Here is a 22,406-nt window from a genome sequence, read left to right as displayed (position 1 = left end):
AATCATCTCTCTACAGAACAAAAATTAATTAAGCAAATTCCACTTGCGCGTGCATTGCCCCTAAATGAATGGCATCGAGGGCAATCATTTTCTCTTCATTGGTGGGAATAACGGCGCAGCTGACTCTGGTATTCGGCGTGGAAATAATTCTTTCACCATGGGAATTCGGTAAATTATTCATTTCCACATCCAGGGTCACCCCCAGTACGGCTAAATGGTCGATCACCAGCCGGCGAATTAATAATGAGTTTTCACCGATACCGCCGGTGAAAATAATCGCGTCCAGGCGCTGGAGCGAAGCCGCATGTCCGGCAATATGGCGGGCGATGCGATGGACAAAGGTTTTGATCGCCAGTCGGGCGCGTTCATGCCCCGCGTGCCAGGCTTTCTCCAGTACCCGCAGGTCTGATGAGAGACCGGAGATCCCTAACAGTCCGGACTCTTTATTGACCACCCGCTCAAGGTCGCTCAGGGTCTGCTGGGTTTCGCTGGCGATCCACGCCAGCGCGCCGAAGTCGACATCTCCGCTGCGGGTGCCCATCATCAGCCCTTCCAGCGGCGTCATCCCCATGGAAGTATCGACACTTTGCCCGTTGCTCACCGCGCAAACCGAGGCGCCGTTACCCAGATGGGCGATTACCAGCCCGGAATCGTCTTCATCCAGTGCCAGCAGGTCGTGCGCCCGCTGGGCAACATAGCGATGGGAGGTCCCGTGGAACCCATAGCGGCGCACGCCGAGTTCCTCGTAATATTTCCACGGCAGCCCGTACAGATAAGCTTCCGGCGCCAGGGTCTGGTGGAAGCTGGTATCAAACACGGCCACCTGTCTGACGCCGGGGAACAGGTGCCGGGCCGACGTAATACCGCTGAGATTGGCGTAATTATGCAGCGGAGCTAATGGCGATACCCGGCGGATATTATCGATAACCTCATCGGTAATAATAACGGATTCCGTAAAGATATTTCCGCCGTGTGCAATACGGTGACCAATTAATGCCACGCTATCGATCAATTCACGTTTTTCCAGTTCAAAGGCGATGGCCTTTAATGCGCCTTCGTAGCTATGCTGCGCCAGTTTAACTGGCGCGCCGTCATTAATGGCTAAAAATGCATTCTCAGAATTAATCCCATCGGCAATACCGGCCATTAAAACATCACAGCTCATTGCATCAAGGACTGAAAATTTAATTGAAGACGATCCGCAGTTAATGACCAGTACTACCGGGAATTCATTCATGTATTGACTCCGCTCATCCTGAGCTTAATTAAAACAGTTTGTAGACGATATTCAGAATGGTCAGCAGACCCACGACGGTGACGAAGACGTTATCGAGGCGGCCACGGTATTTCGCCAGTGATGGTGCTTTACGGATGGCATACATCGGTAACAGGCACAGCAGCGAGGCAATAATCGGCGCGCCCATCGCTTCAATCAGGTCGAGGATATTGGGGTTCGCATAAGCCACCACCCAGGTGGAGCCCATAATGAAGACCATGCTGATGGTATTCAGTTTGCTTGTGGAGACCTTGGTTTTGTCGCCCTTATAACCGAACTTCAGTACCAGGCCGTTCAGCCCTTCCAGGGTGCCGAGATAGTGGCCGAAGAAGGATTTGAAAATGGCCACCAGCGCGATAATCGACGCCCCGTACTCGAGTACCGTGGCAAATGACGATTTACTGCCGGTCATGGAGGCAAAGTGGTTTGCCAGGTAAGAGAGCACCGGGATGTTCTGCGCTTTCGCGTCCGCCATGTTTTCCGGCGACAACGTAAACAGGCAGCTGAAGGCAAAGAACATCACCACGGCAACCATCAGCATACTGGCGCGAGAGATGATTTTTGAACACTTACGCTCGGTGTAGTCGCGGCCAAACTCCTTTTCATACTCTTCGCGTTTGGAGACCACGAACGAGGAGACAATCGGCGAGAAGTTAAAGGAGAAGACCATAATGGAAATCCCCAGCCATACGGTCACCAGGATGCCATCGTGACCAGTCAGGGCGATATCGCTGAGATTGACCTGATCGATAACCGCAGAGTTCCAGTAAGGGATCAGCGACAGCGAAATCAGCACCAGGCTGGCGATAAACGGGAACACCAGGAAGCTCATCACTTTGACCATCAGGTCCTTGCCGAACCAGATGACAAAGGCCATCAGCAGCAGCAGGAACAACGCCACAAGGCCACGATTAAGCGCCGGCATCTGCAGCTGGTTTTCCCAGAAGGTCATAAAGGTGTTGGTAATGGTGACGCCATAAATCCATAACAACGGGCAGATTGCAAAGAAGTACAGCAGCGTGATCACCACCCCACCGGTCTTACCAAAATGCTCTTCTACCGTCTCGGTGATGTTACCGGACGGGTTCGAACCGGACAGACACAGGCGAGCCAGCGCCCGGTGGCAATAGAAGGCAATCGGGTAGGCTAAGACCAGCATCAGTAAGATGGGGATCAGGCCGCCAAAGCCGGCGCGGATGGGGAAGAAGAGCACCCCGGCGCCGATGGCGGTCCCGAACAGGCCCAGGGTCCACGTGGTGTCCGATTTACGCCACGATGATTCTCTTGTCTCGCTGGATATAATGCTATCTGTAGTACTCATATCCTGTCCTCACATAAGATTAAGCGTCAACTAAACCCGTTATCCTTCAAGTTGCTTGGGTGTTGGCTGCACCCGTTCACCCCAGTCACTTACCTGAGTAAGCTCCTGGGGATTTACGGCCTTGCCGCCTACAAGCAACTCGAATTATTTAGGGTATAAACCAGTAATTTGCGAAACACGTGAAAGGTCGATATTGCCACCAGAAATAATGCTGACCGTTTTACGGTTCTGGATATAGCTATCTAACTTCCCGCTCAATAATGCTGCGCAGGCCAGGGCGCCGGCGCCTTCAGTAATCACTTTATTGCGCTGAATTAAGGCAATCATGCTGTTGCGAATTTCATCTTCACTGACCAGCACAATATCGTCGACCAGCTCGCGGACGATTTCGTAGGTCAGGTTGCCGGGGCGAGAAACATCGCAGCCATCGGCTAATGTGCCGGTATTTCGATGCGACGTAATTGCGCCAGCATAATAAGAGGCGGCCATCCCGTGGACGTTTTCAGACTGCACGCCAATAATACGAATGGTCGGGTTAATGGATTTAATCGCCACCGCAATGCCGGCAATCAAACCACCGCCGCCGATGGGCACAATGACGTTATCGACGTCATACAGGTCTTCCATTATTTCCAGACCGATAGTGCCCTGCCCGGCAATCACTTTCGGGTCGTCATAAGGCGGAATAAAAATGCGCCCTTCCATTTCGACAATTTCACTCACTTTGGCGATGGTGTCATTGAAGTTGTCGCCGTGGAGAATCACTTCTGCCGAGTAATCACAGGTGGCGGCAACCTTTGATTTCGGCGCCCCTTTTGGCATCACCACTTTGCCATCAATGCCCAGCATGGCGCAGGAGAGCGAGACGCCCTGCGCATGGTTGCCGGCAGAGCAAGCCACGACGCCCTTACGTTTTTCCGCTTCGCTGAGCGAACTCAGTTTGTTAAATGCACCGCGGATCTTAAACGAGCCGGTACGCTGCATATTTTCAAATTTGAGGAATATTTCACCTTTGCAACGTTCGCTAAAATAATTAGAGCGCGGCATGCCTGTTTTATAAATTTTACCCGCCAGTCTTTTTTTCGCTTCGAGGATATCTTCAATGGCAACCGGGAGATCGTATGTAATGTGCATTAGAGCCTCTTAACCTTGGTATAAAATAATAAAGATGACGTTCAATCCGTATTTGCGGCGTAGAAAGCCCCTCCGCCATTAAGGATCGAATATTTAACCGTAAAGTTCGCCGTAACCACCGACTGAATATCAGTCGATGATCTGAATATTAATAATCAGAAAAGAAAATTTATTTAATCAACAGTTATTAATTGTCTCTTCCTACAGCCATTAAATGCCGAATACTCTTTCGCTAATTCCACCAGCACCGAGGCGGCATTTTTAATACGATAATTCTTCGACCAGATTGCCGCGTAACGGGCAACCGGTAAGGCTTCGCTAATCGGGATGGTAATAAACTGACTGGAGCCAAACGGTGTGGTCATATCGCAGGGAATGACCGTCAGGAAATCAGCATTGAGAACAAGATTATAAATGGTGACGACCGAGTCGGTTTTAACGATGTTTTCACTGTTGATGCCGCTGCGCTGGAGGGTGGTAAGGAGTTCACTGTAGTAACCCATATTGGTTTGCGGCAACACCCACTGTTCGTTCTGCAACGATGCCAGCGTGGTGGTGCCGCTGCATGTTCGGGACTTGTTGGCCACCAGCACAAACTCGGATTCAAATAGTGGTTCCACGTGAAGATCGTGAAGTTTCATCTCGTCGCTCAGCGTGCCGATGGCGAAGTCGAGACGGCCGTCGCGGATCGCCGGGAGAAACGAGGAGAGCTGCGCTTCGTACATCGAGACCTGAGCTTTAGGGAACACCTTTTTGAACTTGTGGATCATGTCAGACATAAAGGTGAAGCCAATCAGCGACGGAAAACCGAAAGAGACATCAACTACCGTGTTGCAGGTCATGCTGTGCATCTCATTGACCATATTTTTCATTTCACGGGTGATCGATTCGGACCACGACAGCAGCACTTGTCCGGTATTGGTCAAGGTGACGCCGGTATTTTTACGCACCACTAATTCGGTTCCGAAATAGGCTTCGATATCATTAATTATCTTACTGACGGCAGGTTGCGTTAAGCCTAATTCTTTTGCTGCTGAGCCGATGGAGCCACTTCTGATGACTTCCTGGAATACCACCAGATGCTGTGTTTTTGGCAGAGTAATCGTATTCATAGCAACCTGCTTCCATTATTTTCTCGACGGGGTGAAGTGTACCAAATGGCGATTAGGTGGTTATGTGAGACCACTCACAAACACCCCCCTCGTGTATTTAGCAGCCCACCGCGAGTAAAAATAAAACCATTCAAATCAAATAATTAGATATTAAAAAGCCGCTTCAGACATGACTTTTATCAAGAATATATGCGGGGATAAAAATATTTTATGGGGATAACAAAGGTTAATTTTTGATCTATTTTTGTGGGTATTAAGACTGATATTTAACCATTAGCCGTATAATTATTCGCCGGCATCGTCATTAAACTGTTAATGTAATTAATAAAATATTATGACAAATAACAGCAAACAGGGTTTAAAAACCGTAAGAGGTCACACTTTTCGCCCCATGTTGTGGCTAAAAAACTATTTCATTCATTATCACGCAATATATAAGACACAATAAACCAGCATTTATTTAACACGTTTATCGCTGCATTATGGCCATAATGCAGCATGTTATTTTTTGATTAAAATCAAATGCAATTTTTCATACGATCAAATAAACCACTGACAGCCATTTGTGCTGCTTATCACAAATTAGCAAATCGATATTCGGCTGACCTCGCTGACGGACAGAAAAATGGCCGCCGTACGGCCATTCACCTATGGCGGCCGATGCAAATATCACCATTGCTTTATGCCAGATCAAACCGCATTCCTTCGGTTCAGGAATTGTCCAGATTCCAACTATGCAAATGCGAATAACGTATTTGCCCTCCCTGAAACCTGTCGGTAGTTTGTAAGGTGTCAACTCCGCGATGAAAGCCATTACTTCTCTATAAATTCAGAGTGTTACAACACCAGATGATCAGATTAGAAAACATTCAAAAGACCTACCCCGGCAGCGCGCATGCGGCAATACGCGGCCTTAACCTGGTCATTAACAGCGGTGAACTCTGTACTTTCGTCGGCCCCAGCGGCTGTGGCAAAACGACCATATTGCGCATGATCAATCAGCTCGATAAACCGGATGCCGGCAACGTTTATGTGCAGGGGGTGAACATCGCGCTGGCTGATATTATTCAGGTCCGCCGCAACATTGGCTTTGTGATGCAAAGCGCCGCACTGTTTCCCCACCGGACGGCGGCACAAAATATCGCCACGGTGCCGCGCTTACTTGGCTGGCACAAATCACGCATTCGCGCACGCATCGATGAACTGGTGGACTTAATGTCGCTGGACCGTCATCTGTTAACCCGCTATCCGCACCAACTCTCTGGCGGGCAACAAGGACGCGTGGCCATCGCGCGGGCGCTCGCCGCCGACCCGTCGATTCTGTTGATGGACGAACCCTTTGCCGCCATTGACCCGGTGGTACGCGAACGCTTGCAGGATGAACTGTTACTGCTACAGCAGCGCCTGCATAAGACCATTGTGCTGGTAACGCATGACATTAATGAAGCCATCCGGCTAGGCGATAAAATCGCTATTTTCCAGGAAGGAGGCGTGCTGGCGCAGTGCGATACGCCAGAGCAGATTCTGGCGCACCCGGCCAGCGAGTTTGTGCAGCGTTTTATTGGTCCCGAACCGAATCTTAAGCGCCTTGGGATGCTCCAGGTCGGTCAGTTGCCGCGACACGATGTCCCGCTGCTGGATGAAGGTTTATCACCGATCGCCAGCGCACATCCAACGGTCGCCAGCCCGCTGCGGCTGGTGCTGGATCAACAGCAGCGCCCCCTGCACTGGTTTGATCCAGAAAAGCGTATTACGTTGCCGATAGCCCAGCCGCTTTCGGCCCTGAACTCTTTGCGCTTTGCCTATAGCGCCCTGCTGGATGCGCCCGGCGGCGTGCTGGTCCACGTCGATAGCAACGGGCAGTACCAGGGCAGCGTCTCTCATATCCTGCTGCGCAATGTGCTGGACGGCGACGTGGAAATTCGCCGCTATGATTGACTGGTCGTGGATTTATGCCAACAAAATCCTGATTGGCGAGCTGCTATGGCAGCATACGCAGTTGGTCGCCATCTCGCTGTTTTTTGGCACCGTGTTGACGGGCGCGTTCATCGTGCTCACGCTACGCTGGCCGGTGACCACTCAACCGTTGATTTATCTTTGCGGGGTTATCTTTACCATCCCGTCGCTGGCGTTATTTATTCTCTTATTACCTTTTACCGGCCTGTCGCTCACGACGTCGGTCATTGGTTTAACGGTTTACTCGCTGTTGATCCTGTTACGTAACGTCATCGCCGGCATAGAAAAGCTGCCCGTCGCCGTGCTGGAGTCGGCGCGCGCGCTTGGGTACACCCGCGGATATCGGTTTATTGATATTGAGCTGCACCTGCTGGTGCCCTCGCTGTTTGCCGGGTTGCGGATTGCCTCCGTGACGCTGGTCGGGCTGGTGACCGTGACCGCCCTGATTGGCCAGGGCGGGCTGGGGCAACTGCTGCTGGCTGGATTTAATCAGGATTTTCTTACGCCCATTATTGCCAGCGTGGTATTAAGCCTCATGCTGTCATTTTTACTGGACTCCCTGATAGCCCATGTCGGCTATTGGCTCACGCCCTGGACACGCTAATGGATATATTACTTGCGACGGTTCGCTGGCTTTTACAACCTGAGCACTGGCTTGGCGATACGGGAATATTAATGCGACTGCGCGAACATATTTATTATGTCCTCATTAGCATCGTGTTGTCATCGGTAATTGCCCTGCCGCTGGGTATTGCGCTGGGTTATTGGCGCAAAGGTGCGTTTATTATTATTAATCTGTTTAATATTGGCCGCGCCATTCCGTCATTAGGACTCATTTTATTATGCATTATTGTCTTTGGCTTTAACGACATTCCGGTTTTTGCGGCGCTGGTGGCGATGTCGATCCCGCCGATCCTGACCAATGCCTGGGTCGGTATTTATCATGCCGACCGCCCGCTCTGCGATGCCGCCACCGCGTTGGGAATGACGCCATGGCAAAGCCTGTGGCAGCTGCGCATCCCGCTGGCTGCCCCGCTGATTATCGCCGGGATACGTACCGCGCTGGTCCAGCTTATCGCTACCGCCGTGGTCGCCGCCTACGCCGGCCTTGGCGGCCTGGGGCGTTTCCTGATCGACGGCCTTGGGCAACGCGATTTCCCGCAGGTTATTGCCGGGTCGCTGGTGGTCTCGCTGCTGGCTATCGGCAGTGAATTATGTTTTTCCTGTTTCAACCGAAAATATCGCCGTACCACGCTCGTAGCCGAGCATTAAGAGCCTAATAGAATAGGCCCTGACTCCACCAATCATCTGCATATAAAGAGGCATTATGAAGCATATATTAGGGTTTCCTGTTAATACCCGTCGGTGGCGCTTATCGATTCTTACCGCGGGATTACTCAGTCTTAGTTTCAGTACGCTGGCAGAAAGCGTAACGATCGGCGGCGCTAATTTTACCGAGAGTTCTATCCTCGCGAATATTTATGCCAGTGCGCTGAGGAAAAATAATATTGAGGTAAAAACGCGACTGAATCTCGGCAACCGCGAAATCATCCTGCCGGCATTAAAGAGCGGCGAGATCGATATCGTGCCGGAATATCTGGGCGCGCTGCTCAACTATTATGACGGGAAAACCCTGGCCACCAGCCAGAGCGATGTCAGCGCCGAACTGGCGAAGGTACTGCCTGGCGAATTCACGCTGCTCACCCCCTCTCCGGCCACATCGATTACCGCCTGGGCGGTGCGCGCTGAAACGGCGAAGAAATACAACCTGACGACCTTGTCCGATCTGCAGCCGATTGCCCATCAGTTGACTATCGGAGGACCGCCAGAGCTGGCGGTGCGCGCCCTCGGGCTTCCGGGCCTCAAACGCGTCTACGGCCTTGAGTTTAAAGCGGTGAAGTCACTTGATATGGGGGGACCATTAACCCGTCTGGCGCTGAACTCCGGCAAGATCGACGTGGCCACGGTGATCTCTACCCAGGGTAACCTGGCGAAAGAAGATTGGGTGGTGTTAGCCGACGATAAGCATGAGCAACCCAGCCAGAACGTCGTGCCGCTGGTGCGCAAAGCCAGCCTTTCCGCCAACGTCAGTAGCGTCCTTAATCAGGTCTCCTCCCGGCTTGATAATGCGGCGCTGATCGCGCTGAACCAACAGGTTGATCTGCAGCATAAAGACCCGGCAACCGTTGCCGAACAGTGGGTTAATGCCAATCTGCCAGGCCACTAATCATCACGGCCAGGGAGTGGCTATCAGCAAAAGAGCATGACGATGTCTACAGAACATATGATTTTAAACCTGTTCTTCTTTAATCCCCAGGGCGATTACCGCTTCTCCTGGCGCCACCCGCAGGCTCCGACAACCGAGATTTTCAGCCTGGACTACTATGTCGGGCTGGCTAAAAAAGCCGAAGCGGCCACTTTAGATGCCATTTTTGTTGCAGACCATATTGCTATCTGGGACAAGGTGCCTAGCGGCCTGACCCACTACGCTAACGCGCGCCTGGAGCCCATCACCTTGCTCAGTGCGCTGGCGGCCGTCACCGAACACATTGGCCTGATGGGCACGGCGTCCACCTCCTATAACGAACCCTATAACCTTGCTCGTTATTTTGCGTCACTCGATTTTCTGAGCAATGGCCGGGCGAGCTGGAACGTCGTGACCTCGTGGCTGGAGGAAGAAGCCGCCAACTTCGGCCTCGACCAGCTGCCACAGCACGGCAACCGCTATCGCCGAGCCGGTGAATTTATTGATGTCGTCACCCGGCTTTGGGACTCATGGGAACAGGATGCGGTGCTGTACGACAAAGCAAGCGGCCTGTTTGCCGATAAACAGAAAGTGCATCACCTCGATCATCGCGGTGAGCATTTTACCGTTCGCGGGCCGCTGAACCTGCCGCGTCCGCCGCAGGGCCATCCGGTGTTGGTGCAGGCAGGCTCCTCAGAAGCAGGGAAAGATCTGGCGGCAACGTGGTCAGATATGCACTTCGTGTTTATTCAGTCCATTGAGGAGGGGCTGAGCTATCGCGAGCAGATGAATCAACGGCTGCGGGCCAAGGGACGTGACCCGGCGCATTTTAAGATCATCGCTGGCGTGCTGCCGGTAGTGGTGAATTCTGAGGCGGAAAAAACGCAGCGGCAGCAGCTTAATAACCGTCTGATGAGCGATCGGATGGCTATCGATCTGCTCTCTTCATACCTGCGAATGGATCTCTCAGACTATGCGGTCGACCAACCGCTGCCGCCGCTGCCGGACGAAGAGACCTTCGACGGGATCCGTACCGCGCTGCGGCTGATCCGCCATTACGATCCGTCGCTGACTATCCTGCAACTGGGTCGTTTACTGCTGCAAAGTTCCGATAGCTGGCTGTTGATTGGCAGTGCGGAAGAGGTCGCCAGCGCGCTGACCGAGACCTGGCGCGCCGGTGCTGCCGATGGGTTTAATCTGATGTTCCCGTTACTACCGGGTGATTTTGACCGTTTTGTCGAGCTGGTCGTGCCGATTCTCCAACGCAACGGCGTCATGAGAACGAGCTATCCGCCGGGTACGCTGCGGGAAAAGCTGGGCTTACCGCCAGCGGAAAACCGCTTTATCCATCACCCACCACCGGCAGATCCACGCTAATCCCCGCCCCGGAGAAGCCCGCTTCTCCGGTCACTTACAATTGGCTTACCCCTTGCAGTCGCGCCTCTTCCCGCCATGCCAGCAGCCGGTTATAGGGTGCCCGGGTCAGCGGGCTAAACCCACAGATAAACTGCGCGTCGCAGCGCTCACGATACTGTAGGTCGCTGACCAGCTGTTGCAACGCCGCTCTCAAGCCCGCCAGAGTCTCCGCTGACGTTTGCGGCCCGGTGATAAGCGGTAGCCCTGGCGCCAGTGGGCTTCGCTCAATAACGCACAACCCCTCCAGCACCGCAGGTTCATGGCGGGCCAGCAGCGCCCAACTGATGCAATCAATGGCGGCAATATCCCCCGCGCCTTGCTGTAAATCGATAAGTGACTGTCGGTGACTGCCGCTGAAAATGACGTCGCCAAAAAAATGTCCGTTGCGGGCAAGCGGCGCGATCATCTTTCGCAGCACATTGTAGCCTGACTGCGAATCGGGCGAATTACAGACGGCCCGCAGTCCGTGAAAATCGGCCAGTTGCCGTGGGCTATTTGCCGCACGCGTCACCAGCAGGCTGCGGTATTCGATCCCTTCGCAGCCGGGGGCCCCATAGTGAAAGCACCCTACCGTCTGAACGTCGGGCAGCAAAGTCACGAGCGGGTAGCCGCAGGTCTGGCTCAGCAACAGATCCGGTTGACGCCAGTGGGAGAGTAAATCCGTGGCGGTTGACGGCAGACTCGCGGCAATTCCCCGGGCCTGCAAAAGTTCTCGTACCGCAGCCTCTAAAGCCTGATTCTCCTGAGGGTGAATGGCGTACATCGGTAAATCGACATTATGGCGCATCATGTTCTCCGTCCGGCTTAACGCTTTTGATGCCGGGATGGGCGTTGACCTCCACTGCCTTGAAGAGAAAAGCGCGTAACCATTCCCCGTAGCCTCGCACCAAAAATCCGTGATTACGCTGCTGATAGCGCTCGCGTTCAAGCAGGTAGATTTTTCGCAGGCCGTACCACGGAACGCCGGGCAGATCATGATGTACAGCGTGGTAGTTCAGATTAAGAAACAGCACCCGCCACACCAGTCCGGCCTCATTGATGACCGACCGGGCCAACGGATCGTCTGCGGCCCGGTGCTCAAGGAAGGAACGAATTTTGGTCAGTGCCAGCGCCGGATAACTGACCGCAACCACATAATAGAGCGGTGAAAAATCACAGTGCGCGATCCACGCCAGCAGCCCGGCCAGCAAGCCGAGGTGAATCAGCCACATCGCCATCGCTTTGCCCTGCCGATAGCGAAACGCCTTCACCGCGCTGGCGAGCGTCTGCCCGATATCCAGCAGCGGGGCCAGCAGCAGCCGGCCGATAAAGGTATTGCGCAGATGAATCACCTGACGCTGCCAGGGCGAGAAACGCCGCCAGCTCTCGTCGGTAAAATAGTAGGATTCGGGGTCATCCACCGGCAACGTCAGACGCTCGTTATGGTGGTGCGCCAGATGGGAGTCCCGGTAAAGGCCGTAGGGATACCACACCGCCAGCGGCAGCGTGCCCAGCAGTTGGTTACACCACGCCCGGTTGGTGGGGTGGCCGTGAATCAGCTCATGCTGCAACGACATATACCAGGCAGTAAACCAGATCAGCAGCACCGTCGCCGGGAAAATCCCCAGCGTCTGCCAGTACGTCAGCGTCATAAACCAGCCGCCATAGACCACAATAATTAATAACCAGGTGGGTAATTCACTGCGCCATAGCCAGCGACGGGACAGCTGACGGAGAAGCGCACGTTGCTTTGGATGCAGATACATCGACGTTTTTTTTGTCATGACTACCGGGACTCTTTGTGCGTGACGTTGACCTCCCGACGATGTGAGAAATGAAAGAAAAAAACAAAGTATTTAAATCACTTAGCTTTTGCAGAAACGGAATATCAGACGCTGAGCGCACCGTTTGTCAGGCAAAATATGTCACCGGCAGATAACGCCCGCGCCGCGAGCGATACCCCGGTGGCATCGGCCACCGCGGTATCAGCCGCCGGCCGCCCTACTGCTGATTGCCGGCCCCAAACGGCGGCAGCGTCAGGAAGGTGTGTTGCAGCCCTTCGGACCACGCTTTGCGGATGGTATTGAAGTAGGGATCGTTGTCGGTGATGCGGTGCTGCTCGCCGCTGCTGAGGCTGTCGCTGCGGTACAGCAGCGTGTCCAGCGGCAGGCCGACGGAGAGATTACTGCGCAGCGTAGAGTCAATCGAGATCAGGGCGCAGCACATCGCCTGCTCCAGCGATGTCTCGCGGCTTAATACCCGGTCGATGATCGGCTTGCCGTACTTGCTTTCGCCAATCTGGAAATAAGGCGTATCGCTCGACGCTTCGATAAAGTTGCCTTCCGGGTAAATATGGAACAGACGATGGGTTTCACCGGCAATCTGCCCGCCCAGCAGCAGATTGCAGTTGAAGTTGGTGTTGCCGCAGTTCTGCTGGTTGCTGCTGTCTCGCTGAATCACCTCCTGCAGCGTTTTGCCAATCAGCATCGCCGCGTCATACAGCGAACTGACCTGCATCAGATGCGGTTCCTGCTGCGTCGCCATTCGCGTCGTCAGCAGGCTTATCACGCTCTGGGTCGTGGCCAGATTGCCGGCGGATTGCAGCACCATCACCCGTTCACCGTCTTTGGCAAAAACATGGAGCTTTTTAAAGGTCGCGATATGGTCCACCCCCGCGTTGGTGCGGGAGTCGGAGGCAAAAACCAGCCCGTCTTCTAAACACATGGCCACACAGTAGGTCATCGTCGTTTGTTCCTGCCCTTATTGCTGCTGCGCCTGTTGCGAATGTTCGCGCACTTCAGCATTGGTTAACATAATTTCCCCGCCGCCGCCCAGCCGGGTACCGCGTACCGGGCAGGCATCGAGATAGTCCAGCCCGGTCGCCAGACGCAGATGCTGGTTCAGATGGCGGGTGTTGTTGGTGATATCAAAGGATTTCCAGCGCCCGTTCAGCCACACTTCCGCCCACGCGTGCATCGCGACGTGCTGGGCATTATCGCTGTAGACGTAGCCGCTGACGTAGCGCGCCGGGATCTCCAGCGCCCGGCAGCAGGCGAGGAACACATGGGTATGATCCTGGCAGACCCCTTTGGCACGCGCAAAGGCATCGGCGGCGCTGTCCTGCACCTGAGTGGAGCCTGGGGTGTAAGGCATTCTCAGCTGCAACTCGGCCATCAGCTGATTCAGGCTCTCCTCCGGGTCGTCGCCGCGATACAGGCGCTGGGCAAATTCACGGATCTGCTCGTCGGCGCGCGTCAGCGGCGTGCTGCGCAAAAAGACCAGCGGCGAGAGCAACTCCGCCTCAAGGATTTCGTTCTCCTCCTCGTCCTCAGCGATATCCACCACGCCGCTGGCGCGGATCGCAATCTCCTTATGCGGGTTGTCGAGGGTTAACACATGCAGAACGTTGCCCCAGGCGTCGGTGGTAGTTATCGCCGAGCCATCCGGGAGCGTCAGCGTCCATGAGCTCACGGTTTGCCGCCCGGTGCTGCGCGGCGTCAGGCGCAGATACTGGGTCGAAAACTTCACTTCTTCGTCATAGCCATAGCGGGTCAGGTGATCGATGACCAGTTTCATAGCGCCTCCAGATACGTTTGTCTGATGCTGTCGGACAGGGCGTTAATGCGCGCCAGCAGCCCGTTGAGGTAACTTTGGATATCCGCGCTCGCCAGATCGTCGCGGGTGCTGAAACGCAGATCGACGTTTAGCTGATGCGCCAGGCGCAGCGGCAGATGGGAGCGATCGTTGGCAATATGCTCCAGTTGACCAATCAGGTCAGAGATACAGGCCCGAAGCGATCGCGGCACGTCATTGCGCAGGATCAGCAGCTCCATCACCGTTTCCCGGCTCACCGGCTGGCGATATATGCTGTTGTAGGCTTCCCGGGCGCTGACCGCGCTCAGCAGCGTGTCCAGACGATAGTATTCGCGCACCGAATCCGGGTCGCTGTTCAGCTGCTGGTCCTTAATCAACAGCAGCTGCGTCGTGGAATAGGCCCGTTCGATTAACGTGCCGATGCCGATAAAGCTCAGCGCATCGTTGCGCAGCAGCGTGCCGATAACCGCCCCGCGAAACAGGTGCACCCGCTCTTTGACCCATTCGAAAAAGCCGTCAGGGCCCAGCTCGCTAATCCCCTGCTGGCGCAGCTTACGCAGTTCAATGCGGGTGGCGTTGATGCACTCCCACACCTCCGCTGACAGGCTGCCGCGCACCGCGTGAGCATTGTTCCAGGCCATCTCCACGCAGCTGTAAATGCTGCACGGGTTGTTGCCATCGAGGGCGAAGAAATTGAGCAGATTGCTCATGGTAAAACGCGCATGCCGCGCCTGAAACAGCTCATGGGTTGAGGATAAATTCAGCGGCAACGCCAGGTCCCTGGACTGCTGGCTGTGGCGCGGGATCATCGATAACTTCCAGGTCACGTCCAGCACCCGGGCATAGCTTTCCGCGCGTTCCAGATAGCGCGCCATCCAGAAAAGTTCACTCGCAGTCCGGCTCAGCATGATTCGTCATCCTCCATTACCCAGGTATCTTTGGTGCCGCCGCCCTGCGATGAGTTCACCACCAGCGAGCCTTCCGTGAGCGCCACCCGCGTCAGGCCGCCGGGCACCAGGCGGATCTCATGACCGGAGAGCACATAGGGACGTAAATCAATGTGTCGCGGTGCCAGGCCGTCTTCCACGAACGTCGGGCAGGTCGATAACGCGAGGGTGTCCTGTCCGATATAGTTGGCCGGGTTGGCGAGCAGACGCTGGCGAAACGCCTCGCGCTCCTCTTTGGTTGAGCGCGGCCCCACCAGCATGCCGTAGCCCCCGGCGCCATGCACTTCCTTGACCACCATGGTCTCCAGATTACCGAGCACGTACTGGAGATCCTCCGGCTTGCGGCACTGCCAGGTTGGAATATTGTTGAGGATCGGCTGTTCGCCGAGATAAAAGCGGATCATCTCCGGCACAAAAGGATAGATAGACTTGTCGTCCGCCACCCCGGTGCCGATGGCATTGGCCAGCACCACTCCGCCTGCGCGGTACACCGACAGCAGCCCCGGCACCCCGAGCATCGAATCGGCACGGAAGGCCAGCGGGTCGAGATAGGCATCGTCGATACGCCGGTAGATCACATCCACCCGACGCGGCCCTTCGGTGGTCCGCATGTAGACGGCGCCCGATTTGATAAACAGATCGGCGCTCTCCACCAGCTCAACCCCCATCTGCTGAGCCAGGAAGCTGTGTTCGAAATAGGCGCTGTTAAAACGCCCCGGCGTCATCACCACCACGCAGGGGTCGTCGACCGGCGAGCTTTCACGCAATGTCTGCAGCAGATAGCCCGGATAGCGTTCCACCGGCGCAATATGGTGATTTTCGAACATCTCCGGGTAGAGACGCATCATCATCTTGCGGTTTTCCAGCATATACGACACCCCTGACGGGGTCCGCAGGTTATCCTCCAGCACGTAATACTGGCCGTCGCTGTTGCGCACCATATCGACGCCGGTGATGTGCGCATAGGTATTATTGGGCAGGTCGATGCCCTGCATACAGGGCTGATATTGCTCATTGGCCAGCACCTGCTCCGCCGGGATCAGCCCGGCACGCAGGATATTCTGATCATGATAGATATCGTATAAAAAGGCATTGAGCGCTTTGACCCGCTGGCGGATCCCGCGATCGATCCTCTTCCACTCTGCGGCGGGAATAATGCGCGGTACGCTATCGAACGGAATTAAGCGCTCGGTCCCCTCATCTTCCCCGTAGACGTTAAAGGTGATGCCGATACGGTGAAAAAGCAGTTCCGCCTGCTGTTTCTTTTGCCGGATAGAGAATTGATCGGTGCTGTGAAACCATTGCCACCAGGCGTTATAGTGCTGACGCTGCTGTCCCTGCGCGGTAAGCATCTCATCATAATAATGCCCGTCAGGAAGCGTTATTTTTATCATGGCCGTCTCCTCCGGTTGTACTCACTTTGGGGTAACCCCGGTAAGAGATAAGCATTTATTATGCCAGGTAGCGGGTCGCGAGATCGGCGTGCAATGCCTCCTGAAGGTGCCGCGCGATTGTGCAAAAAATCATCAGCGCGCTGGCTGGTTCCAGGCCCGTTTTGCACCACCATGAGGCAAAAAACCGGCCGTTTGCGCCATGACGGTTATCGCCCCTTCAGCCATTGTGCATAGTGCTCCGGCCACTCGACGGTCTGAGTACCGGCACGCCCCATGGCAAAACCGTGCCCGCCGTGAGCATACCGATAGAGGCTGACCGGAACCTGATGCTGGCGACAGGCGTCGGCCATGATCAGCGTGTTATGCGGATCGGACACCGGATCGTCTTCGGCCTGAACCAGAAAGCAGGGCGGGGTTTGCGCATTCACATAGCTCTGTACCGACCAGGCGCGGTCAACCGACTCACTGGCATGCGGCCCGGCGAGGATCCGGTGCGTCGCGGTATGGCTGTAGGGCGGCAGCAGGGAAATAATCGGGTAAATCAGCGCCGCCCCGTCGGCGCGGGCGGGCTGCGTATCGAGGGCATCTATCGCCGGGTACGCCGCAAAAGCGGCGCGGCAGGCGGCCATGCCCAGCAGATGTCCGCCAGCGGAAAACCCCAGCAGGCTGACTCGTTGCTCGCGCTGACGGATCAGGCGCAGCGCCCGCTGGGCGTCCTGTAACGGCGCCAGCGCCCCGGCCCGCCAGCCTTCCGTGGGCAGCCGGTAGCTCAGTACATAGGCGGTATAGCCGCGCGCCGTCAGCCAGCGTGCGGCAGGCCAGGCCTCCTTCGCCAGTTCGATATGGCGATACCCGCCTCCGGCGGCAATCAGCACGCCGTGCCCACGGGCTGTCGCCGGTTGCCAGACCGACATCTGCGGCACGGCAACCTGGCTGAGGGCGCCGCTTGCCGATAGCACTGGCCCGCCGGAAGGGCCACCGCCGCCCGGCGGTTCTCCCGGCCAGAGATTTAATCGCTGCTGCGGAGCGTCAAGGGCCTGAGCAGCGCGGCCTGCCAGCAGCGACGCGGCCCCCAGCAGCAGAAAATGACGTCGATCCACCTGCACCCTCCTCACCCGGCAAATTGCGGCCAGCATTCGCTGCCGATCAGCATAGGTTTTTTGTTTTGCCGTGTCGCCAGCCTGCGGGGAATGGCAGGTAAATTATCTGTTTTCACGCAAAATGTTATCTGCAACACCCCGGACGGCGGATCTTCGTCTAAGGTTTTCTGATGGTCAAACGCAGTGGTAAGACCGTCTGAAATAATAAGGAGAACGCCCCATGACGAGTCAGGTTTCACGTCGCCCCCCTACGCTGCCCTACGCTATAGCGCTGGGAGGCGCGCTGTTTGCGCTATCGACGCTGAGCGCCCAGGCCCTGGAAAATCACCCCACGCCGCAATCCCCGGATATTCTGCTCGGACCGTTGTTCAACGATGTGCAAAGCGCCCGGCTCTTCGCCGATCAAAAAACCTTTGCCGACGCCATTCCCAATAGCGACCCGCTGATGATCCTCGCCGATTATCGGATGCAAAAAAACCAGACCAGCTTCGACTTGCGCCATTTCGTCGAGCTCAATTTCACCCTGCCGCGAGAGAATGACCAGTATGTGCCGCCGAAAGGCCAGACGCTGCGTCAGCATATTAACGGCCTGTGGCCGGTGCTGACCCGCAGTACCGTTGAGGTCGAGAAGTGGGATTCTTTGCTGCCGCTGCCCAAACCGTACGTGGTTCCCGGCGGGCGTTTCCGCGAGGTTTATTACTGGGATAGCTACTTCACCATGCTGGGCCTGGCGGAGAGCGGCCACTGGGATAAAGTTGCCGATATGGTGGCGAACTTCGCCTCTGAAATTGACACCTGGGGGCATATCCCCAACGGCAACCGCAGCTACTATCTGAGCCGCTCGCAGCCGCCGTTCTTCCCGTTTATGGTGGAGCTGCTCGCCAGCCACGAGGGCGATCAGGCGCTAAAAACCTTCCTGCCGCAGATGGAAAAAGAGTACCAGTACTGGATGAAAGGCGCCGATACGCTGGAGCCAGGGAAAGCCAACCAGCGGGTAGTGCGCATGGAAGATGGCGCGTTGCTGAACCGCTACTGGGATGATAATGACACCCCGCGCCCGGAATCCTGGCTTGATGATGTGACCACCGCGAAGAACAACCCTAATCGCCCGGCCACCGAGATCTATCGTGACCTGCGTTCCGCCGCCGCCTCGGGCTGGGATTTTAGCTCGCGCTGGATGGATAACCCGCAGCAGCTGGGCACCATTCGCACTACCAGCATCGTGCCGGTGGACCTGAACGCCCTGATGTTCCACATGGAGAAGGTGCTCTCCCGGGCCAGCAAAGCGGCCGGGGATAACGGCAAGGCGACGCAGTATGACGCCCAGGCCAATGCCCGTCAGAAGGCGCTGGAGAAATATCTGTGGAACGATAAAGCAGGTTGGTACGCCGATTACGACCTCAAGACCCATAAGGTCAGAAACCAGCTGACCGCCGCCGCCCTGTTCCCGCTGTACGTCAATGCCGCCTCCAGCGAGCGGGCCGCGAAGGTGGCCGCTGCCGCCGAATCGCAACTGCTGAAACCCGGCGGTTTAACCACCACCACCGTCAACAGCGGCCAGCAATGGGATGCGCCCAACGGCTGGGCGCCGCTGCAGTGGGTGGCCGCGGAAGGGTTGCAGAACTACGGTCAGAAAAAGGTCGCCCTCGAGGTCAGCTGGCGCTTCCTCAGCAACGTCCAGCACACTTATAACAGCCAGCAAAAACTGGTTGAAAAGTATGACGTCAGCTCGACGGGCACCGGCGGAGGCGGCGGTGAATATCCACTGCAGGACGGCTTCGGCTGGACCAACGGTGTGACGCTGAAAATGTTGGATCTGGTCTGCCCGCAGGACAAACCCTGCGACTCGCTGCCGGCCACGCGCCCGGTCGACAGTACAGCCCAACCGGCGACCGCCACCAGCACGCCCCCCACCACCGCACCTGCCGCCAACGATGCAGTCGCGGCTCCGGCAGCAAAAGCGGCGCCGTAACCCTCTGGCGCGGCGGGATCGCCGCCGCGTCTTGTTCTTCCAGACCAGCCTTTACTGCATTTCCTCCTGAGTCGATCGGCAACGATCTAATTCAAGATGTCTTGATCTCAAGCAATCCACCCATCGCTATATATGTAAATATACAGCGATAATTTAATCAATTTGTTTCAGGATGGAAACATATGCCTCTTTCGCGACGGACGTTCCTCCAGTCACTCAGCTTCCTGCTCTGCTTCCCCAGCCTGAAGGCTACGGCAGCCTCACCTGTGGTTTTCAGCATCGGTAATCGCCCCTCTCCCACCGGTATCCGGCGGATAATCAGCGCAGGCTCACCGGCTGACATGCTGCTGCTAGCCGCCGCGCCGGAAAAACTGTTGGGGTTCTCCTCTTTCGACTTTTCTCGCTTCCCGGATGTACCTTTCCCGGGGGAAATCGCCCGGCTTCCCAAACTGGGCCGACTGGCCGGACACGCCAGTACGCTGTCGCTGGAAACGCTGCTCGCGCTTGAGGCAGATCTGGTGGTGGACTGCGGCGATACCGACGGTAGCTGGCTCTCCCAGGCCCAGCGGATCAGCGAACGCAGTCACATTCCGTGGGTATTGATCGGCGGAACGCTGGCGTCATCTGCCGAACAGTTTCTAGCGATTGGCGAAATCGTCGGCACCGAAGACCGTACGCGGCAACAGGCGGCGCTGGCGCAGAGATTTATCGCCGATGCCCAGGCTTTTTCAACCGGAGCCGGGGCTCGAACACGCTTTTATGCGGCACGCGGGGCTAAAGGGCTGGAGACCGGACTGGCCGGCTCGCTGCATACCGAAGCGGCGGAACTGCTGGGGCTGGAAAACGTCGCTCGGGTTGCCGGGCGCAGTGGGCTGACCCAGGTCTCACTGGAGAATCTGCTGACGTGGCAGCCGGACTTGATCCTGACCCAAAATGCCGCCACCCGCGATTACATCCTGCAGGATCCGGCGTGGCAGAGCGTCACCGCCGTGGCAAAACGCCAGGTTATGCTGCTGGACGGTCTGCCGTTCGGCTGGCTGGATGCCCCGCCGGGCATTAATCGTCTTGCAGGAATGCGTCGGCTGCACGCCTGGCTTGACCCGCGGATACAGCGTTCGCTTCAGGAAGATTTGACCCGCTATAGCGAAATCTTCTGGCACAGCACGCTGACCCCTGCCCGCTACGCCACGCTGATGCATAGCGTATGAAAATATCCACGCTTAGCACGATCTTGCTGCTTGCCGCGCTCCTGACCATTATGGGCGCCTTACTCACCGGGCCATGGGATCTCACCGTCGGAGGTCTGTTCGATCTCCTGTTTGTGCCTGACAGCGCCTCGCTTCCACCGCAGGCCGGTGTCGTTTTCTGGCAGATACGCCTGCCGCGTATTGGGGCCGCACTGGCCATCGGCGCGGCCCTCTGTGCGGCGGGGACGGCCTACCAGGGGATGTTCCGTAACCCGCTGGTCTCGCCGGATATCCTTGGAGTTGCCGCCGGTGCGGGTCTGGGTGCCTGCCTTGCTATCTGGTGTGGCTTATCGACATTCTTTATCCAGTTATTTGCCTTTTGCGGCGGTCTGCTGGTGGTGGCGGGAGTCGGGGCCTTGTCCCGCGTCATCACGCGGCGCGATCCGGCGCTCACCCTGGTACTGGTGGGCATTGCATTGGGAACCTTATGCGGCGCTGGCATTTCATTAATCAAAACCCTTGCCGATCCCTATACACAGCTCCCTTCTATCACCTTCTGGTTGCTGGGAGGGTTAGCGGACATTACCCCACGCGATCTGACCTTTGCCGCCCCGCTGATGATCGTCGGGTGTCTGCCGCTATGGCTGCTGCGCTGGCGCCTTAACCTGTTGACGCTGTCTGATGATGAAGCCCGTTCATTGGGTATTGATGTCACACGTTTGCGGCTGATAGTGGTGGTTTGTGCCACCCTGACTACCGCCAGCGCCGTGGCCGTGGCCGGGATTATTGGTTGGATCGGGCTCATCATCCCGCACGCGGGGCGCCTGCTCATTGGCAGTAATCACCAGCGTCTACTGCCGGTATCAATGGGGCTCGGCGCAATTCTGCTGCTCTTCACTGACACCCTGGCGCGTGGCCTGAGCGCGACCGAGATCCCGCTTGGGATCCTGACCTCGTTTGTTGGCGCGCCGTTTTTCCTGGTACTACTGATTCGTGGGAGCCGCCCATGACGATGCTCAGGGTACAGCACGCTGACGTGGGTTATCCGGGTCGGGTGGTGCTTCGCGAGGTGTCATTTTCGCTATCGCCTGGTTCGATTTGCTGCCTGCTGGGGGCCAACGGCAGCGGTAAAACCACCCTGATGCGATCGATCCTCGGCCTTCTTCCCCTGCGTGCAGGTCAGGTGCTGATCGATAATGTGGATATCAGTCAGATGTGCGCCCGCGAACGCGCACGCGCCATTGCCTGGGTACCGCAAGCGCATGACGCCGTGTTCACCTTTCATGTCCTTGATATGGTACTCATGGGACTTAGCCCGCATATCAGCACCTTTTCCCAACCCTCCAGCCGCGAACGGGATATTGCCCTTGCACAACTGGATGCCCTCGGCATCGCCCACCTCGCCAGCAGAAGTTACGCGACGTTGAGCGGCGGTGAACGTCAGCTGACGCTTATTGCCCGGGCGCTGGCACAACGGTCACGGCTGTTGCTGCTCGATGAGCCGGCCTCAAGCCTCGACTTTGGTCATCAAATTCGCCTGCTCGATACCCTACAACAGCTTCGCCGGCGCGGTATCACGCTGCTGATGGCAACGCATCATCCGCTGCACGCCCTCGCCATCGTCGACACGGTCCTCAGCGTGGAGCCAGACGGGACGACAGACCTGGGTGAACCGCGCACGCAGCTGCAACCGAATAACCTCGCCAGACTCTACGGCGTGACCCCCGCCCAAATCCACCGCCATCTCGGCAACGTTCACTTTGAGGAATGATG

The 22,406-nt window shown here is 56.4% G+C and carries 22 protein-coding genes; 9 read left to right on the top strand and 13 right to left on the bottom strand.

All coding sequences use genetic code 11. From position 1 onward, the window contains the following. Positions 1-28: 28 nt before the first annotated feature. The 5 genes from tdcD to HF679_RS03385 form a co-directional block, all read right to left on the bottom strand. Positions 29-1,237, bottom strand: coding sequence for a propionate kinase (gene tdcD, locus HF679_RS03405; RefSeq protein WP_187042610.1), 1,209 nt, complete (start codon positions 1,235-1,237; stop codon positions 29-31). Between the two features lie 28 nt (positions 1,238-1,265). Further along, positions 1,266-2,597 carry a threonine/serine transporter TdcC gene (tdcC, locus tag HF679_RS03400; RefSeq protein WP_123754815.1) on the bottom strand — a complete coding sequence of 444 codons (1,332 nt, stop codon included), beginning with the start codon at positions 2,595-2,597 and terminating at the stop codon, positions 1,266-1,268. A gap of 144 nt (positions 2,598-2,741) precedes the next feature. Further along, positions 2,742-3,731, bottom strand: coding sequence for a bifunctional threonine ammonia-lyase/L-serine ammonia-lyase TdcB (tdcB, locus tag HF679_RS03395; protein ID WP_123754816.1), 990 nt, complete (start codon positions 3,729-3,731; stop codon positions 2,742-2,744). Between the two features lie 173 nt (positions 3,732-3,904). Beyond that, on the bottom strand, positions 3,905-4,843 hold the full coding sequence (gene tdcA / locus HF679_RS03390) for a transcriptional regulator TdcA (RefSeq protein ID WP_123754817.1): 939 nt from the start codon (positions 4,841-4,843) through the stop codon (positions 3,905-3,907). Positions 4,844-5,375: 532 nt separating this feature from the next. Beyond that, positions 5,376-5,657, bottom strand: a complete 282-nt coding sequence (locus tag HF679_RS03385; RefSeq protein ID WP_187042609.1) for a hypothetical protein — start codon at positions 5,655-5,657, stop codon at positions 5,376-5,378. 35 nt (positions 5,658-5,692) lie between these two features. Here HF679_RS03385 and HF679_RS03380 point away from each other — a divergent pair, with 35 nt between their 5' ends. Genes HF679_RS03380 through HF679_RS03360 form a run of 5 tightly spaced genes read left to right on the top strand, consistent with a single transcriptional unit; the run spans position 5,693 to position 10,421 of the window. Continuing rightward, on the top strand, positions 5,693-6,781 hold the full coding sequence (locus tag HF679_RS03380) for an ABC transporter ATP-binding protein (RefSeq protein WP_123754819.1): 1,089 nt from the start codon (positions 5,693-5,695) through the stop codon (positions 6,779-6,781). Beyond that, the gene (locus HF679_RS03375) at positions 6,774-7,403 is read left to right on the top strand and encodes an ABC transporter permease (RefSeq protein ID WP_154144806.1); all 630 of its coding nucleotides are present in this window, start codon (positions 6,774-6,776) and stop codon (positions 7,401-7,403) included. The genes HF679_RS03380 and HF679_RS03375 overlap by 8 nt, the downstream gene beginning before the upstream one ends. Beyond that, on the top strand, positions 7,403-8,071 hold the full coding sequence (locus HF679_RS03370) for an ABC transporter permease (RefSeq protein WP_123754821.1): 669 nt from the start codon (positions 7,403-7,405) through the stop codon (positions 8,069-8,071). The genes HF679_RS03375 and HF679_RS03370 overlap by 1 nt, the downstream gene beginning before the upstream one ends. Before the next feature lie 55 nt (positions 8,072-8,126). Then, entirely contained in the window at positions 8,127-9,026 is a 900-nt protein-coding gene (locus HF679_RS03365) for an ABC transporter substrate-binding protein (protein WP_123754822.1), read from the top strand. A 42-nt stretch (positions 9,027-9,068) separates the two neighbouring features. Then, complete coding sequence (locus HF679_RS03360; RefSeq protein WP_123755499.1) at positions 9,069-10,421, top strand: LLM class flavin-dependent oxidoreductase; 1,353 nt, start codon at positions 9,069-9,071, stop codon at positions 10,419-10,421. Between the two features lie 34 nt (positions 10,422-10,455). Here the strand turns inward: HF679_RS03360 and HF679_RS03355 are convergent, their stop codons facing one another. From HF679_RS03355 to HF679_RS03320, 8 genes are all read right to left on the bottom strand, one after another. Beyond that, positions 10,456-11,247 (bottom strand): phosphate/phosphite/phosphonate ABC transporter substrate-binding protein, encoded by a 792-nt coding sequence (locus HF679_RS03355; protein ID WP_123754823.1) that lies wholly within the window; start codon positions 11,245-11,247, stop codon positions 10,456-10,458. Then, positions 11,237-12,223, bottom strand: a complete 987-nt coding sequence (locus tag HF679_RS03350) for a fatty acid desaturase (protein WP_187042608.1) — start codon at positions 12,221-12,223, stop codon at positions 11,237-11,239. The genes HF679_RS03355 and HF679_RS03350 overlap by 11 nt, the downstream gene beginning before the upstream one ends. Before the next feature lie 217 nt (positions 12,224-12,440). After that, on the bottom strand, positions 12,441-13,181 hold the full coding sequence (locus HF679_RS03345; protein WP_123754825.1) for a proteasome-type protease: 741 nt from the start codon (positions 13,179-13,181) through the stop codon (positions 12,441-12,443). An 18-nt stretch (positions 13,182-13,199) separates the two neighbouring features. Further along, positions 13,200-14,015: a transglutaminase domain-containing protein gene (locus HF679_RS03340; RefSeq protein WP_174508079.1), complete on the bottom strand. Its 816-nt coding sequence runs from the start codon at positions 14,013-14,015 to the stop codon at positions 13,200-13,202. Next, positions 14,012-14,941, bottom strand: coding sequence for an alpha-E domain-containing protein (locus HF679_RS03335; protein WP_123754827.1), 930 nt, complete (start codon positions 14,939-14,941; stop codon positions 14,012-14,014). Before HF679_RS03335 ends, HF679_RS03340 begins: the two co-directional genes overlap by 4 nt. After that, positions 14,935-16,374: a circularly permuted type 2 ATP-grasp protein gene (locus HF679_RS03330; RefSeq protein WP_123754828.1), complete on the bottom strand. Its 1,440-nt coding sequence runs from the start codon at positions 16,372-16,374 to the stop codon at positions 14,935-14,937. Before HF679_RS03330 ends, HF679_RS03335 begins: the two co-directional genes overlap by 7 nt. 206 nt (positions 16,375-16,580) lie before the next feature. Then, on the bottom strand, positions 16,581-17,474 hold the full coding sequence (locus HF679_RS03325) for an alpha/beta hydrolase (protein WP_187042607.1): 894 nt from the start codon (positions 17,472-17,474) through the stop codon (positions 16,581-16,583). 11 nt (positions 17,475-17,485) lie between these two features. Further along, the gene (locus HF679_RS03320; protein ID WP_187042606.1) at positions 17,486-17,713 is read right to left on the bottom strand and encodes a hypothetical protein; all 228 of its coding nucleotides are present in this window, start codon (positions 17,711-17,713) and stop codon (positions 17,486-17,488) included. Between HF679_RS03320 and HF679_RS03315 the strand changes: the two genes are divergently transcribed. From HF679_RS03315 to HF679_RS03300, 4 genes are all read left to right on the top strand, one after another. After that, positions 17,695-19,446: an alpha,alpha-trehalase gene (locus tag HF679_RS03315; protein ID WP_123754830.1), complete on the top strand. Its 1,752-nt coding sequence runs from the start codon at positions 17,695-17,697 to the stop codon at positions 19,444-19,446. The genes HF679_RS03320 and HF679_RS03315 overlap by 19 nt on opposite strands. Before the next feature lie 182 nt (positions 19,447-19,628). Beyond that, on the top strand, positions 19,629-20,654 hold the full coding sequence (locus tag HF679_RS03310; RefSeq protein ID WP_123754831.1) for an ABC transporter substrate-binding protein: 1,026 nt from the start codon (positions 19,629-19,631) through the stop codon (positions 20,652-20,654). After that, complete coding sequence (locus HF679_RS03305; protein WP_123754832.1) at positions 20,651-21,643, top strand: FecCD family ABC transporter permease; 993 nt, start codon at positions 20,651-20,653, stop codon at positions 21,641-21,643. Before HF679_RS03310 ends, HF679_RS03305 begins: the two co-directional genes overlap by 4 nt. Then, entirely contained in the window at positions 21,640-22,404 is a 765-nt protein-coding gene (locus tag HF679_RS03300; protein WP_187042605.1) for an ABC transporter ATP-binding protein, read from the top strand. Before HF679_RS03305 ends, HF679_RS03300 begins: the two co-directional genes overlap by 4 nt. The last annotated feature ends 2 nt before the right edge of the window (positions 22,405-22,406 follow it).

The sequence above is a fragment of the Enterobacter sp. JUb54 genome (genome assembly GCF_014298075.1).
Classification (GTDB): domain Bacteria; phylum Pseudomonadota; class Gammaproteobacteria; order Enterobacterales; family Enterobacteriaceae; genus Klebsiella; species Klebsiella lignicola.
Note: the sequence above shows the minus strand (reverse complement) of the source record. Positions and strands in the feature narration are given on the sequence as shown.